The 14,735-nt window shown below is 47.2% G+C and carries 12 protein-coding genes, 2 tRNA genes and 1 pseudogene; 5 read left to right on the plus strand and 10 right to left on the minus strand.

Annotated features, from left to right (window positions below; translation table 11 throughout):
- The first annotated feature begins 83 nt into the window (after positions 1 to 83).
- Positions 84 to 1,070, plus strand: coding sequence for a hypothetical protein (locus tag NZ952_00940; protein MCS7119766.1), 987 nt, complete (start codon positions 84 to 86; stop codon positions 1,068 to 1,070).
- A 3-nt stretch (positions 1,071 to 1,073) separates the two neighbouring features.
- On the opposite strand, the gene purQ is transcribed toward NZ952_00940, so the two are convergent.
- The 4 genes from purQ to NZ952_00960 all read right to left on the minus strand — a co-directional run bounded on the left by purQ (position 1,074) and on the right by NZ952_00960 (position 5,077).
- The gene (gene purQ, locus NZ952_00945) at positions 1,074 to 1,925 is read right to left on the minus strand and encodes a phosphoribosylformylglycinamidine synthase subunit PurQ (GenBank protein ID MCS7119767.1); all 852 of its coding nucleotides are present in this window, start codon (positions 1,923 to 1,925) and stop codon (positions 1,074 to 1,076) included.
- On the minus strand, positions 1,897 to 4,278 hold the full coding sequence (gene purL / locus NZ952_00950; GenBank protein ID MCS7119768.1) for a phosphoribosylformylglycinamidine synthase subunit PurL: 2,382 nt from the start codon (positions 4,276 to 4,278) through the stop codon (positions 1,897 to 1,899). Before purL ends, purQ begins: the two co-directional genes overlap by 29 nt.
- Positions 4,275 to 4,508: a phosphoribosylformylglycinamidine synthase subunit PurS gene (gene purS / locus NZ952_00955; GenBank protein MCS7119769.1), complete on the minus strand. Its 234-nt coding sequence runs from the start codon at positions 4,506 to 4,508 to the stop codon at positions 4,275 to 4,277. Before purS ends, purL begins: the two co-directional genes overlap by 4 nt.
- A gap of 122 nt (positions 4,509 to 4,630) precedes the next feature.
- Positions 4,631 to 5,077 (minus strand): hypothetical protein, encoded by a 447-nt coding sequence (locus tag NZ952_00960; protein ID MCS7119770.1) that lies wholly within the window; start codon positions 5,075 to 5,077, stop codon positions 4,631 to 4,633.
- Positions 5,078 to 5,211: 134 nt separating this feature from the next.
- On the opposite strand from NZ952_00960, the gene NZ952_00965 reads away from it, so the two are divergent.
- Complete coding sequence (locus NZ952_00965; GenBank protein ID MCS7119771.1) at positions 5,212 to 7,035, plus strand: hypothetical protein; 1,824 nt, start codon at positions 5,212 to 5,214, stop codon at positions 7,033 to 7,035.
- A 156-nt stretch (positions 7,036 to 7,191) separates the two neighbouring features.
- On the opposite strand, the gene NZ952_00970 is transcribed toward NZ952_00965, so the two are convergent.
- The 5 genes and pseudogenes from NZ952_00970 to NZ952_00990 all read right to left on the minus strand — a co-directional run bounded on the left by NZ952_00970 (position 7,192) and on the right by NZ952_00990 (position 13,176).
- The gene (locus tag NZ952_00970; GenBank protein MCS7119772.1) at positions 7,192 to 8,259 is read right to left on the minus strand and encodes a hypothetical protein; all 1,068 of its coding nucleotides are present in this window, start codon (positions 8,257 to 8,259) and stop codon (positions 7,192 to 7,194) included.
- 9 nt (positions 8,260 to 8,268) lie between these two features.
- Positions 8,269 to 10,242, minus strand: coding sequence for an FAD-binding protein (locus tag NZ952_00975; GenBank protein ID MCS7119773.1), 1,974 nt, complete (start codon positions 10,240 to 10,242; stop codon positions 8,269 to 8,271).
- Between the two features lie 11 nt (positions 10,243 to 10,253).
- Positions 10,254 to 11,060 carry a 3-ketoacyl-ACP reductase gene (locus NZ952_00980; GenBank protein ID MCS7119774.1) on the minus strand — a complete coding sequence of 269 codons (807 nt, stop codon included), beginning with the start codon at positions 11,058 to 11,060 and terminating at the stop codon, positions 10,254 to 10,256.
- Between the two features lie 394 nt (positions 11,061 to 11,454).
- Positions 11,455 to 12,120: pseudogene (locus NZ952_00985) on the minus strand (bifunctional 4-hydroxy-2-oxoglutarate aldolase/2-dehydro-3-deoxy-phosphogluconate aldolase).
- Between the two features lie 18 nt (positions 12,121 to 12,138).
- A complete protein-coding gene (locus NZ952_00990; GenBank protein MCS7119775.1) occupies positions 12,139 to 13,176 on the minus strand; it encodes a sugar kinase in 1,038 nt (345 codons plus the stop codon).
- Positions 13,177 to 13,346: 170 nt separating this feature from the next.
- Between NZ952_00990 and NZ952_00995 the strand changes: the two genes are divergently transcribed.
- A tRNA-His gene (locus NZ952_00995) sits at positions 13,347 to 13,440 on the plus strand.
- A 114-nt stretch (positions 13,441 to 13,554) separates the two neighbouring features.
- On the opposite strand, the gene NZ952_01000 is transcribed toward NZ952_00995, so the two are convergent.
- Complete coding sequence (locus NZ952_01000) at positions 13,555 to 13,995, minus strand: CBS domain-containing protein (protein ID MCS7119776.1); 441 nt, start codon at positions 13,993 to 13,995, stop codon at positions 13,555 to 13,557.
- Positions 13,996 to 14,140: 145 nt separating this feature from the next.
- Between NZ952_01000 and NZ952_01005 the strand changes: the two genes are divergently transcribed.
- A tRNA-Ala gene (locus NZ952_01005) sits at positions 14,141 to 14,215 on the plus strand.
- Positions 14,216 to 14,365: 150 nt separating this feature from the next.
- On the plus strand, positions 14,366 to 14,587 hold the full coding sequence (locus NZ952_01010) for a hypothetical protein (protein MCS7119777.1): 222 nt from the start codon (positions 14,366 to 14,368) through the stop codon (positions 14,585 to 14,587).
- Positions 14,588 to 14,735 lie beyond the last annotated feature (148 nt).

Raw genomic sequence — 14,735 nt, forward strand, 5'->3', positions numbered from 1 at the left:
ATGGAACTAGATTTTGTTTTTGACTGAGAAAGGCTTATTCTATACCGTCTCATTCGATTAGGGAGAGGGCGGTAGCGCTTAACATGGGTAAAGGGGATAAGATCAGAGTTCTTCCCTTGGCCTTTGAAAGCTTCGGTGTACGTTCTATGTGCACGTATGTCGAAACCGGGGACCTAAGAATTCTTTTGGATGCTGGTGTCGCCCTAGGCCCTAACCGTTTCGGCCTACCCCCGCATCCAAAAGAGTATGAGGCGCTTAGGGAGAGAAGAAACCTCATTCTAAAGTTTTCTGGAAGATCTGAGATAATTACGGTAAGCCATTATCATTTTGACCACCATACACCCTCGTACACGGATTGGGCAAACACTTGGTCAACAGGAAAGATTGCAGAAAAGATCTATGGGGGAAAAGTTATTTTTGCAAAAAGTTATAAGAGCAAGGTTAATGCAAGCCAGAGGCAACGCGGATGGATGTTCGCGAGGACAGGCGGCAAGAACGCCGCACGGCTCGAATTTGCTGATGGAAGGTCTTTCAGGTTTGGGGAGACATGCATCCGGTTTTCGGAGCCGGTCTTTCACGGGCGGGAGGAATCCGAGCTAGGCTGGCTCCTCATGGTTACGATCGAATATGATGGGGATAGAGTGCTACTCGCTCCTGATGTACAGGGTCCCATATGCCAGAAGACTGTTGACATCATCTTAGCTGAGACGCCAAGACTTGCGGTCATTGGTGGTCCACCAACATATCTAACAAATTTCAGCGAAGATGTGGAATCATTCAAGTCGGCATTGATGAACCTCAAAATCCTAGTCTCGAGAATCCCCACAGTTATTCTTGATCATCATATTCTCAGGGATGGAGGGTGGAGGGAGAAGATTATGCCCGTTTTTGAGGCGGCTGAAAGTGTGGGTCATAGAATAGTTACGGCGGCAGAGTTTTTGGGTGAAAATAACCGTCTTCTTGAGGCTTCCAGAAAGAAGCTTTACGAGGAAGAGCCTCCTTCGAAGGAATTTAATGACTGGTTGAGGTTGGACCCTAAGAAAAGAAGGACTGTCATGCCTCCCATCTAATCCCTAGAAGTTAGATATGATATATTCTATGGCCGATCTGAAGATGGCTCTACCGTCTCCGTAGGGTGGAGCTTTTCCCTTTCTCGTCCAGTCTGGAAGTTGCCACCCATAATAAGCTCTTTCAGGATGCGGCATTAGACCGAAAACTGTGCCGTCCCTATTACATACTCCTGCAATATCATAGAAGGAGCCGTTAGGATTCCAAGGGTATGCGCCAAATGCTGGCGACCCATCTTCAGTGCAGTACCTGAAGACTAGCTGATCCTGAGAGAGAAGCCTCTTCAGCAGCTCTTCTTCCCGCTCTCTTGGAAAAACAAATCTTCCCTCAGCATGCGCGACCGGCATCCTCAGAACTTTTCCATTAGGCACCACCCGTGTGAATATGCATCGACCGTTATTCTCATGCCTAAGAAACACCCATCTACACCTGTAGCCAATGGGAGAGTTTGTGGCTAGGGCGGCCTCAGGAAGATCGCTTACACCATCAAAGCCTGGAAGCAGTCCACATTCTACCAGCACTTGGAAACCGTTGCATATGCCTAAGACTGGTTTACCGCTTTCTACGAAGGTTAGTAGGTCGCCTCTGATCCTAGCCATCAGTCTCTTAGCCAGTATCGCCCCAGCCCGCACATAATCTCCGTAGGAGAAGCCTCCTGGGATCACTAGCATTTCATAGTCGCTGAGCCTCGCCCCCTTAATCAGCCTATTAAGGTGGACTATTTCCGCCACTACACCTAAATCTTCGAAGGCCCTCTTTGTCTCCTCATCACAATTAGTCCCGCCAACTCTCACAATACAAACCTTGACTTCAGACCTTTCCATAACATCAACCTCCAAGCGTCCTATTCCATGCATTGTAGAGATCCCCTAATGGGGACTCGACCGCAACTCTCCCATCAAGGCCGATAATTTTAAGAGTATTTCTTCTCATTACTCTGCCTACTAAACCCATAATGCAGCCATCCATAATTTCTTCGAATTTTTCCTTCATCCTTTGAGGCACTTCCAAAAGGAATCGACTGTTAGACTCTGAGAAGAGGACATGATCATTTCTAGATAACTCGCGTGATCTTGGAACACTTGCGAGATGGATCTCTATACCATAGTTTCCTGAAAAGGCCATCTCAGCCGCGGCTACCGCAAGTCCTCCATCCGATATGTCATGGCAGGCACGTACCACTCCAGCATCTATTGCATGTGTCAATAGTTCAAAGGTTCTTTTCGCCTCTTCAAGCCTAACCTTAGGCACACTTTTTCCAAGATATCCATGAATACTATAGTATGCGGAGCCGCCAAGTTCAGGGTAAGTTCTGCCGAGAATGTAGATTAAATCTCCAGGAGCCTTTACGTCTGGTGAGACCGTGTTTCTAATGTCAGGGATAACCCCTATGCCTGTTATTAGCAGGGTAGGCGTCACTGGTCCCAGCGGAGACTCATTATATAAACTGTCTTTCCCAGAGATGAATGGGGTGCCGAAACCTTTTGCATACTCGTAGCAAGCTTCACAGGCTCTGACCAGCGCCCCAAGCCTATCCGGCTTCTCCGGGCTTCCCCAGACAAAGTTGTCAAGGAGGGCGATTCTTCTCCCTCCAACAGATAAATTATTTCTTATAGCTTCATCGATAGCGGACGCGGCCATCCAGTATGGATCGATCTTTCCGTAATTCGGGTTTATTCCGCACGATATTACAAGCCCCCTCCAAGAGTTTCTCAGCGGCTTGAGGACGGCGGCGTCGCTTGGACCATTATTTCTGCCGCATAGGGGCTTCAGAACAGTGTTACCCTTAACTTCATGGTCATAGGTCCTTATCACTGATTCGCGGCTCGCAATATTCGGATAGGATAGCACCTTAAGCAATTCATTTGTTAGATCGTTAGGCTCCGGGAAACACGGCTCGACAAGCGCAGGCTCTTTCCATTCCGCATATCTCTTAACCGCAGGTGGACTGAATAGGAAATCAATGTCAAGCTCCGCAACCTTTATTCCCATGTAATTTATGCGGAGAACCCTATCAGACGTTAGTCTACCTATTGATGTTGCCTCAATTTCCTCTGACGAAAAAATCTCTAGAACAGCATCCAAACTAGGTTCTGGAACAGTTAGTAACATTCTCTCCTGGGACTCGGATATGTAGATCTCCCATGGGGGTATATTCAGATATTTCAGTGGAACCCTATCCAGATCAACAGTGGCTCCGCATCCGAATTTATGCGCGGTTTCCCCGACGGCGCTTGATAGGCCTCCCCCGCCCAGATCAGTAATTGATGATGCGAGGTTTAGGTCTCTTATCGCAATTATAGCTCGTTTGAGCTTCTCCTCTTCTATCGGGTTGGCTATTTGGACAGCTGGACGTGAGACCTTCTCCGATTCTTCAGTCAGCTCAAGCGAGGCGAACGTTACGCCGTGAATACCATCTCTCCCAGTTCTGCCACCTGCAAGTACCAGGTGATCCCCAGGCTTAGCATTCTTCACATACTTATTTGTGGGCAGAATGCCAATGCATCCACAATATACTACTACGTTCCCCACATAGCTCTCATCGAAGTATATGGCTCCGTTAACTGTTGGGATGCCCATGTTGTTGCCATAATGGCCGATCCCTGCGATAACGCCTCGGAACACGTATCTAGGATGCTTTGTTCCAGGTGGAAGCCTTTTAAAGTCATAGTCTAGCGGACCGAATCCTAAAACATCTGTGCACGCTATCGGGTCAGCCCAGACGCCGAGAACATCTCTGATGACGCCCCCAACTCCTGTCGCAGCTCCGCCGAACGGTTCAATAGCTGAGGGGTGATTATGAGTTTCAACTTTGGCGGCGACTGCCCATCCAGTCTCGAATTCAATAATCCCAGCGTTATCCTCGAAGACTGAGATACACCATGAGGGGTTGAGCTCTTTGGTGACGCTTGCAATGAAGGTTTTGAAGAGGGAGTCGATTGTCCTCCCATCAGACGTGATGACCTTGCCCTTAAAGGTTTTATGGAAGCAATGCTCAGACCACGTCTGCCCTATCGTCTGAAGCTCAACGTCAGTTGGGTTCCTACGCTTGGCCTTGAAATATTCCTTTATGGCCTTCATTTCCTCCAAGTTTAGGGCTAGACCCATCTCCTCGCTTATCCCACAGATCTCATTCTCTCCAGCCTCGAGAATATCGATCTCGTAAAGTTCGAATGGCACATTTCTCCTTATGTATAACTTACGAGTCATTCAGCTTCCTCTATCCGGAAATTGAAATCATCTTTGACAGGGTTTGCTAGTAGCCTTAGGCACATCTCTTCAACAATCTTCTCAGCTTCGCTGAGGGATGACGCCTCTACCACTATTTCATAGACTTTACCTACTCTCACAGCCTTTACAGGGTACTTCAGCTCCAAAAGTGATTCTCGAGTCGTCTCGCCCTCAGGATCGGAATGGCCCGGCTTAAGGTTTACTTCCACCCTCGCCCTGAATTCCATAGGTGAGAGAAGATGAGGCCCAATTAATTAAGGTTATTTTTCCGTTTTAATGATTTCGAAGAATAAGTGTTCCACGTTAGAAGTGGTTTAAAAACGGATTGAAATCATAATGGTCTCTCCAACCAGAGTCTAAGAGTCTCAAACCAGAGTATGATGCAGGCGGAGAAGCCGAAAATCAATGCCACCATGTTATGTATGCTACCACTATGACCGTAAAGTATGATGTAGGTTATTAGCATGGTTGTGAACCAGACTGAGTAGAAGAGGTAGCGTGGAACCATGAATCGTCCTATCCTCGTGAACAGCCTTAAAACTCCCACTTTAACTTCCCGGGCAAGGAAATATTCTCCTCTCAGATTCTTATTAACTAGGCCCAGGGACACCAACTTCTCTAGGTGATGCGCCGCAACGCTTGGGCTGGAAAAACCCAGCTCACGTTGGATTTCACGGACACCGACAGGCAACTTCTGCGTTCTCAGGAGAAACCAGTAAACCATAAGCGTCTTACCCTTCAATAAGGATTCAATCTCGTCTTCAGATGCTCCGCTCATTACTCCTCAGCCAAATCTAAATTATCACCTTCGACATTAAAAAGCTAGCATAAACATTCAATCTTACTTCTCAGCCGCATAGAAGAACTAAAATAGTTTAGATCTGAAAACATTTCAGTATGGAATCTTTAAATTTGTCAAAGGGCGCCGTAGATTTAGACTTTAGGAAGGAATTCAGGGGGTGGATTGTAAGCGAAAAATGCCCAGTATGCCTGAGCATCGATGAAGACTGCGGATTGAGGATCGTTAGCGGAACTACCTTTTGGGAGATCTCTTACAAGCCGCTCTTACTTGTAAATAGTGATGAACATTATACTATTGAGCTGGAGTCTAAACATTCCTTTAAGGAAAGGAGCTATGGGCCTAGAGGCTACTCATTCTTCATGATGAAGCTTGAAGCCCTTGATGCGGATACAAGGCCAGTCAATGTAAGGTTTGATAGTTGGCGATTCGGTGACCCCGGCGAGCCCTTTATCCGTCTTGATCTAGGATCATGGAGATCTGGCGAGATCGCGTTGACAGGGAGAAGCGATTGGATTACCTCGCTGGGCTTCTTCAAGCCTTTTCCAGGAACAAAATTCATGAGACTAACACTGCGCGGCATGGGCAAGGGAGAAGTCTACGTGAGGCGAATCACCATAAAAAGAGGCGTACCAGTTGGAGTCAATCTCTCTTCAAAACCATCTTTGCCTAAATCCGTTCCAAAACCAAGGTTGCTGCGACACATAAGTGTAGGAGATTACATGGGCAAACTTATAAGAATAGGCGACCTTAATGGGGACGGCGTGCCAGAGATTGTTACGGCGCAAAATGAGAGGATAGGACCCGGCAACATATATAGGCAGATCACATGTCTAACCGCAATAAACCTGGATGGATCTATTCTTTGGCAGATAGGGGAACCAGATGCCGAGAATTTTGAAGCTTTATCCGATCTTCCAGTGCATGTGGCAGACATAAATGATGATGGAAGAGACGAAGTTATCACATGCATGAATTTTAAGATCCTAGTGATGAACGGCGAAGACGGCAGAATCATTAATAGTGCTACGACTCCGCGCTCAAGGAAGGGCGGCGGATACATGGAGGGGCCTGAAACTCTCTTCGACAGAATATTAGGTGACTGCATAGTCACATGCAATCTCCGAGGAGCAGGAGATAGGAAGGATCTCATCCTAAAGGACCGATATAATAATATGTGGGCTTACACAGTCAGCCTTGAACCTCTATGGGACTATGCTGGCAAACTGATTCATTCACCATCAGTATTTGACGTGGACAGGGATGGTAGGGATGAGGTCTTCGCTGGAGACGCACTTTTGGATCATGATGGCAGTGTGATGTGGCAGTTAGATGCATACGACCACTGCGACAGTGCCGTATTTTACGAATATCACGGTAAAATCTTGTTGGCTATCGCTAACCAGTGTGGGGGATTCTATTTTCTAGACGCTTTGTCTGGGAGGATTCTGAGGAAGTGGCATATAGGTCACGCCCAGGTTTTGTCGGCTGCAAACTTCGATCCAAAGTATGGATATCCTTTGATCTGCGGTCAAACTTTTCATGGAGGGCTCCACCAATTCCTATTCAGCCCAGAAGGCGAGATACTCTTTTCACACTTCGACGGGGTATACGGATGGGTCCCCGTAAACTGGACTGGGGACGGGGTGGAGCTCATAGCCGCCCCCCAGGGGCTGTTTGACTGCTATGGAAATCTAGTCGTAGAGTTTCCAAATAGAGATTATGTGGATAGCAGGTGGGGCAGTAAAGTTTACGTTTGGAACTTTTATGGAGACTGCAGAGATGAAGTCATAGTTTGGAACGAAAAATCTATTGTGATTTATACTCAGGAGGACAATCCTAGAAGAGGGGGGATCCTATATAGCCCTATAAGGAATGTTAGAAACCAAACATTCTATGGAAATATAAGGTCTGAACCCGATTGGACTTCCCTTTAATCAGCAATCATAAACGCGGTGGAAGCAATTAAATATGCAACTTTCGCTGAAGAGACGTTTCATATATCCACATTAGAAAATCTTTTCGTAGGAAAACCTGATGATTTTTATATTACATGGCTGAATATGCGGAGTATACGTTTATAGAGGGCTTCTTTAGTGCAGATTGGCAACTAGTCCATCTGTTGGGGCAAGAAGTAGGTTAATGAAGGCTTTATTGAAACCGTTCTTCATTACGTAGGTTAGGATCTGGGTGTTTTGGGCGCCTGATCTAAGATATTCCACTATATCTCTGCCTCTGTATATTCCGCCTGTTGCGCTTATCGGGATCCCCAGGTATACCGCCATTGACACTTGTCTCATATTTGTTTCTTTCAGCTCTCGCCCACCATGGGCCGTTCTGTATTGCTTACCAGTTTCAGGGTCTTCTATTGTTCTGAAGAATCTGTTTGCTATCGTTATCCCGTCTGCTCCTCCTTTCTTTGCCGCTTTAACCATCTCGATTTGGAAGTCTATACCGTAGTCCAGGTTTAGTAGTTTTGGGATTACTTTGATCTCTCTTGATGCCTCTTTTACGAGGCTTGTGGATTCCTCATACCATCTTAGTACGGTCTCTTTATCCTTGGCTATATTTTCGCCTTTAATGAAGGGGCAGAAGTCTATCTCGATGTGGCTGTAGCCGATATTGAATAGTTTCTCGGCTGTGTAAACCCATTCTTCAGTTTTCCATTTTTCTTCAATAGATGATGGTAGGTGGCAGAGGATAGAGGCAATTATCGGCGTGCCAGTTTTCTCGCTGATTTTATGGGCTTTCTCGGCGAATTTTAGGTATTCTGGGAGGGTTCTCAGGTCGAGCCCACCGTCCCAATGGAGTATAGGGTAGAGACGGCTTACATCATCCTTGTCGTAGAACCACCGCATGAACGTCGGCTTCCTTCTTAAGAAATGCATGGACGCGTTTCCATGTTTATCCTCCCCCACGACCGATTTAAGAACTATTGCCCCAAACCCGGCCCTAATAGCGCGTTCTATCTGCTCCGGATACTGGGAAAGTGGACCGGGAGCAAGTATTATCGGGTTCCTTAATTCCATGTCTACATAACGTGCTGAGAGATCTATTCCAAACTCTTCCCTTACCGCTTCTTCGATTCCAGACGGGTTGGCTTCGAACCTTTCTCTCAACTTTTTTAGTTCTTCATCGATCTTCTTTACTCTCAGGTCCAAACGAACTCTTCACCTTATTATTCTGTCCTCTCTATATTCTTGCCAGACCTTTTCAAACCATCCCTCAGAGGTCGGGATCGGCCGAACCTTTATCCATTCAGTTTTAACACTCATGTTCTCGTCAAGCCACACTTCGCAGATTCTATCCATTAGGGACTCGTCATAGGGTTTGAAGCGCCATTCTGGTTCTAGCTTTTCTAGTGGGCAAACACCGTTAGGGTCTAGTATTATGTAGGAGCCCCTGCTCCCTCCGCCTTTTTCCAAGTACTCTCTCATGGCCTCAAGATATACAATGTGTGTTAGTGTCAGCTCTTTTACTTCAAGCGCGTCAAGCAGTTCTCTCTTCGAGGATAAGACGAGACGGTTTTGCAGGTTTTCTTTCAGCATATATGCTTCCTTTAGCGCCCGCCTTATCCCCTCTAGGCTACGGACATGGGCGGCATACTTTGTCATGCGCTCTTGAATCTCATTTTTTATCTCTTTAATGGATCTTGATTTTGGATCTATCCTTTCAGTGAGCCTTCGCATAAGATTGATCTTATCCTCAAGCCTCGGCCTAATCATCTCGAGAAACGTCTCTATTTTGGGCGGCGGATCCCTATACCTAGCGGCGATATATTGTGCAGCCCGGTATCCCCCAACTTGCCCGGCGTTAAGTGCCGATCCTCCGGGCCTGTACACTCCATGCGTCCCGTTGACCTCTCCTATTGGAAAGAGGTGCTTTATATTTGACTCCCACCATATATTTCCAGAGAGCCCGCCGTTATTGTGCTGCGCGCAGACCGCTACCTCTAGGGGTTCCCTAGTCAAGTCTATACCGTGATCCGCGTATAGTTTTACGGCTGGCGGGTTCATCTTCATGAGCCTTTCGATAGGCGTGCCGAATAGCGCGTCAGACTTCTCCAAATATTCATAAGCTTCCTTCTCCAGATCCTCAAACTTGAAGCCTGTGATATTTCTCGTGAAGTCCATGAAGACTCTTCTTCCAAGTTTTACGGTTTCACGGTATACTAGGAGGTCTATTAATGAAGAGCCGTAGTTCAGGATCCTCCTTGCATCGAATGGCCATTGATATCCTTTCAGAAATATGCATGTGGCAAGCTTGCCTATGGAGGGAAAGAATTCATTTAGAAACTCTTTTTCATCATGTCCTTCCTTATCAGTGGATATGTATCTAGGTATAACCTGCTGATAGGTTCCCGAAACGTTCCATCTAAACTTCACTGAGGCCAGCCCATATTGCCATTCTGTTAGGTTTCTTCCTCTTGCGCCAATCTCGAATGCCAATCCTGTGCTTCCTCTCTGTGCTTCGGGATATACCGATGCCTTGTAAAGGGCGGCGGGCCCGCCTGTCGCGAGGACTAGGTTTGTACAGTTGAAGAGAACCATTCCAAAGTTTTCTGATTCAACTTCCTCTCTATTTATGCAGAGGAACCCGACAACCCTTTCTCTCTGCCTAAATAGCGCCACTGCCTCATGCTTGTCAAAGATCGGTATCCCCTTCGCCCTAACCTGCCTAAGTAAACATTCATGCATATAGTAGGAGGTTAGCGGGCCGGCTGATGTTCCACGCTGCTTTGGATCATGATCCGTCTTATAGCCTACGTAGGAGCCATACTCATCATGTGGGAAGGGTACGCCTAATGAGACGAGATGATAGAACTCTTGAATTGAAAGTGTCGCCTCTATAAGGGCGATGTCCCCATGCATACATCCCCCTGAAAAGAGAGCCTGCGCCATCTCATATGGGCTGTCGCCAGTCCTGCCGACAAGAGATAAGCGGTAGTAGGTCTGCTTATCCGATCCGGTGTTCCTTGAAGTGCCACCATATATATCCTCGGTTACTATAGCAATGTCCCTTTGCCCATTGGCATATAGGTGGTCTGCGCAGTTCAACCCTGCGGCTCCGCTTCCAATTATCACGGTGTTCAGAGAATAGACTGGTATCTTATACCCCAATACTTCGACTGTTCCCTTTTCCACAGCGTATCCCTTTAGAGCCTCTTTAGGTGAAATCCTCCATCCACATTGAAGACTTCGCCCGTTGAGAATGGGAAGTACCCTTTGGCGATAGCGACTACCGCCTTTGCGACATCTTCAGGTTTTCCCCACCGTTTAATAGGCGTTATGCCTTCTGAGATTAGGCGGTCGTACTTTTCTTTGACCGGCTCGGTCATGTGGGTTAAAATTATTCCGGGCCTTATCTCATAAACATTTATTCCATATTCTGCAAGTCTATCGGCGTAGAGCTTCGTCATCATACTTAATCCCGCCTTGGATATGCAGTACTCGCCTCTGTTAATTGAGGATGTGTAGGCTGATATCGACGATATGTTTATGATCTTCGGGTCTAGGTCCGCCTTTTGCTGCTTAAGTTCGATCATCCATCTCGCAATGATCTGTGTTAGAAAGTATGGTCCCTTCAAGTTAACCGCTAAAACCTGGTCAAAGCTCTCCTCAGACGCTTCAAGGATGTCAGCTCTCACCTTTGGTGCAATGCCAGCATTGTTTACAAGAATATCTATACGTCCAAAAGAAGACTTCATTGTTGACAGCATCCTTTCTCTATCCTCTTTGATTGATATGTCTGCCCTAATGAAGATCGCCTTACATCCAGCCGCCTTTATCCCATCTAGCACTTGAGAAGCTTGTTCAGGCTCGCATATGTCATTCACGGCGATGTCGAAACCATTTCTTGCAAGTTCAACCGCTATCGCCGCGCCGATCCCTCTTGCCGCCCCAGTTATCAGGGCGACTGGGCGACTATTCCAGACTCCATCTGTTATACGAGCATCTTCCATCCGATTTTCACCGCAATTAACAATGAACATCCTGAGCCCATCAATTGCTTGAATATATTAGGTGTATTCTGTTGCCCATGGGGTCCGGGTTCTTCAGGAAGACGCTTTTTACACCTTTCTTTACTTTAGGCTCCTCAATCATTATGCCCATTTTCTGCAGATAGTTGCATGCCTCCTCAAAGTTTGAGACCCTTATTGCGATGTGGCATCTCTGCCGCTCACCAGTCTTCATCACTTCGATCCTTCCTGCCCCCTGACCAGAGATGAAGAAGGAAGTTGCTCCCTCAGCCTTCGAAAAGCCAAATATCCTAGCATACCAGTCTACAAGTTCTTCCGCTGCGACCCCTTCAGGGTAAAGCCCCACGTGCTCAACCCCAAGAAAGAGCGGCGTACCCCTCGCCTCCTTTATCCACCATAGACATTGTTCAACCTTCTTCGCGATCTCTTCGAACTTGCCCGCGCTGACTAGATCTTTTGAGATGAGTTTTGAGCCTATGCCGAGCGCGGCTGTGCCAGCCTTTATCCATTCGAATATGCTCTCACGTGTTGGGTCAACTCCTCCCGTAGGCATGATCTTCGCCCATGGGCATGGGCCAAGAAGATTTCTTACGAATTCTGGACCCCCTACCTCCGCGCCTGGAAAAATCTTCACTATGTCGCAGCCCAGCTCCTCCGCCTGAGATATCTCGGACGCGCTTCCGCAGCCCGGCATATATGGAACCTTCCTCCTGTTGCATACCTTTGCAATCTCAGGGTTCAGTACGGGTCCCACGACGAAGTTGGCGCCACTATTAATGTATAGGGCCGCTGTTGCAGGATCGATTACTGATCCCACCCCCAAGATTACGTCTGAAAACTCTTTGTTGCACCATTTGGCTAGCTCCGTGAAAACTTGGTATGCAAAGTCTCCCCGGTTGGTGAACTCTATCACCTTTGCTCCGCCGTCTACGCATGCCATCACAATCTTTTTCGCGGTTTCAAGATCCCCCTCATAAAAGACTGGGACGAGCCCGAGTTCAAGGATCTTCCCTATGACGACATGCTTAAGGAATTTTGCCAATACTTTCAAGCCTCCCTCTTACCTTGCAATCCTTCCAGACGCTATTCCTGCTGCAAGCCTTTCAACTTCATCCACACCGATCATGTTAGAATCCCCTACAATCGTATGTTTTAGGCATGAGGCTGCAACTGCGAAGTTTAGAACCCTCTGGAGATCTTCTCCGAACTTCAGCAGCCCATATATGAGGCCCGCCGCAAAGGCGTCTCCGCCGCCAACCCTATCCACGATATGCGTTATCTGATAAACAGGAGCCTTATAGAATGTTTTCCCATCATAGAGGACGCCTGACCATGTGTTGTGGCTTGCGCTAATGCTTCCCCTAAGGGTAATAGCCACCTTCTTCAGGTTGGGAAAAATCTCCATAAGTCTCTGCGCAACTGGCAGGTACTTGTCAGCTTCAACCTTCCCCGAAATAACGTCTACTCCCGGCGCTTTGATCCCAAAAACTTTCTCTGCGTCTTCCTCGTTACATATGGCTATGTCAGCATATCTAAGTAGCTCCGCCATGACTTCACTCGCTGTCTTCCCCCACTTCCAAAGCTGTGCCCGATAGTTCAGGTCTGCGGAGACCGTTAAGCCCGCCGCTTTAGCCTTCTGGACGGCATCTAAGCATGCTTCGGCAGCGCCCTTGCTCACAGCTGGCGTTATTCCTGTCCAATGGAACCAGCAGGCGTCAGTGAAGACCTTTTCCCAGCTGATCATTCCCGGAGTTATCGTTGCAAACGAGGAGTTCGCCCTGTCATAGATCACTTTGCTTCCTCTCTGGACTGCTCCTGTCTCGAGGAAGTAGATTCCGAGCCTGTCTCCTCCTCGAATGACATTATCAACCTTTACCCCAAATTGGCGTATATAATTGAGACAGGCATCCCCCAGATCATTGGGCGGGAGACGTGTCACGAACTCAACTGGAATCTTGAAGTTGGCAAGCGAGATCGCCACATTCGCTTCCCCTCCCCCATAGGTCGCATCGAAGGATCTGGCTTGGATAAACCTCTGAAAGCCTGGCGGTGAAAGACGGAGCATAATCTCGCCGAAGGTTACAACCTTTTTGTCCATACCCAAAACCCCACGCAACCTATTCTCTCCTGAACTACGTATTTTTACTTTTCGCAACCCATCACCTTAAAATCAAAATCATCTTGCAGCCTTTTTTAGTTTAGTCGTAGAGAACCCGATCCAGCAGATCAGAAATTCTTAAATTATGCAGAGCAAGATGAAAAAGCGTGGCCGCCGTAACGTAGAGGCTTATAACAGCCGCGGATCCTGGAAGCGTACAGGCCTGTGGAGCCTGGAGGCCGGGTTCAAATCCCGGCGGCGGCCTCCAAAATTTTAGGCCTCTAAAGAATCAACTAATAACCGTCACATTTTTATGCCATTCTATCCTTGCATCAGCACCACATAAGAAAGACGCAGAGGGGAATAGGTGAGAAACTTCTAGCCAGTCGGCTCAGCAGACCTTCCCGATCGTATCAGTTCCTGCAGCAGACTTGCAAGCTTTGGCGCCGCGTTCATAATATCCATCGACGTAACTATGCCGACAAGCTTCCCATCTTCAACCACTGGCAACTTCTTAATCCTTTTTCCCGCCATGAGCCTAGCGGCCTCTTCTACGCTCTTGTCAGGATCAGTTGTTATGAGGGGATGGGACATTATGTCGCCAGCCTTCACGAGAGAGGGGTCAACGCATTGCTCAACAATCTTCCGCATTATATCCCTCTCAGTAATTATACCGACAGGCTTCTTATCATCCATAACCACAATCGACCCTATGTCAAATTTGTTCATCTTCTGAACTGCTTCCCTCACAGTAGAGTCAACCCTGACAGTTTTCACGGACCTAGTCATCACATCACGAACAAGAAGAACCTCAGCCATGCCTACATCCACCATAAAATATAATGAGGCCACCTATTTTCTATATTTCCCTCAGAACCTATATTTGGCTTTTATCTATCATCCTAACGAATAACAAATCAATATTTAAATTCCCGAATCAAAATTGTTATTCTAAAAGGCGCTTGGGCCGGTAGTTCAGCCTGGCATGAACGCCCGACTTGCACTCGGGAGGTCGGGGGTTCAAATCCCCCCCGGTCCACTACGCAGAATACCAGTGATCTTTCCATGATGTTAGAATGCTTTTCGCGTTCAGATTGAAGGATTTATTGAAGCTGAATTCAAAAAGAGGCCTCTTTCACGTGAAAAATTATTTAAAATGGACAAGGCATTAAAGTCTTGAGAGATTGGGTTGATTTCGAGATTTGCGAGTCTGGTCTCTTACCCGCCCTTAGGGAAGACGGCTATAAAATATATGAAGAGTAGGGGTTTGAAGTTTCTTCAAGTCCCGCTTGAGAAAGCATTAGAGAAACAGGAGGAGATGCTTAAAAACAAATTTTCGAAGATGAGAGATACGCTTATAGGAAGGAAGCTTGGCTTCAAGCCTCTTATAAGTTGGCTGATCTTACGTTGACTGGATACGAGTTCTACGAGCCATTCTTTAGCGCTCCCTCACAAGACGCTTTCATGTATCCTCTTCATGAATACAATAGGACTAGGACAAGCGGGTCAAGCGGCAAGGAGAAATGGTTCCTTCTTCCCCGCATCTCTTTCACGAATGC

The sequence above is a fragment of the Candidatus Bathyarchaeota archaeon genome (assembly GCA_025059045.1).
Classification (GTDB): domain Archaea; phylum Thermoproteota; class Bathyarchaeia; order Bathyarchaeales; family DTEX01; genus JANXEA01.

Bases quoted from the DNA above. Each gene is read 5' to 3' on its own strand.
- NZ952_00940 (MCS7119766.1), top strand. From the start codon at position 84: ATGGGTAAAGGGGATAAGATCAGAGTTCTTCCCTTGGCCTTTGAAAGC.
- purQ (MCS7119767.1), bottom strand. From the start codon at position 1,925: ATGCATGGAATAGGACGCTTGGAGGTTGATGTTATGGAAAGGTCTGAA.
- purL (MCS7119768.1), bottom strand. From the start codon at position 4,278: ATGACTCGTAAGTTATACATAAGGAGAAATGTGCCATTCGAACTTTAC.
- NZ952_00960 (MCS7119770.1), bottom strand. From the start codon at position 5,077: ATGAGCGGAGCATCTGAAGACGAGATTGAATCCTTATTGAAGGGTAAG.
- NZ952_00980 (MCS7119774.1), bottom strand. From the start codon at position 11,060: ATGGAAGATGCTCGTATAACAGATGGAGTCTGGAATAGTCGCCCAGTC.
- NZ952_00990 (MCS7119775.1), bottom strand. From the start codon at position 13,176: ATGGACAAAAAGGTTGTAACCTTCGGCGAGATTATGCTCCGTCTTTCA.
- NZ952_01000 (MCS7119776.1), bottom strand. From the start codon at position 13,995: ATGGCTGAGGTTCTTCTTGTTCGTGATGTGATGACTAGGTCCGTGAAA.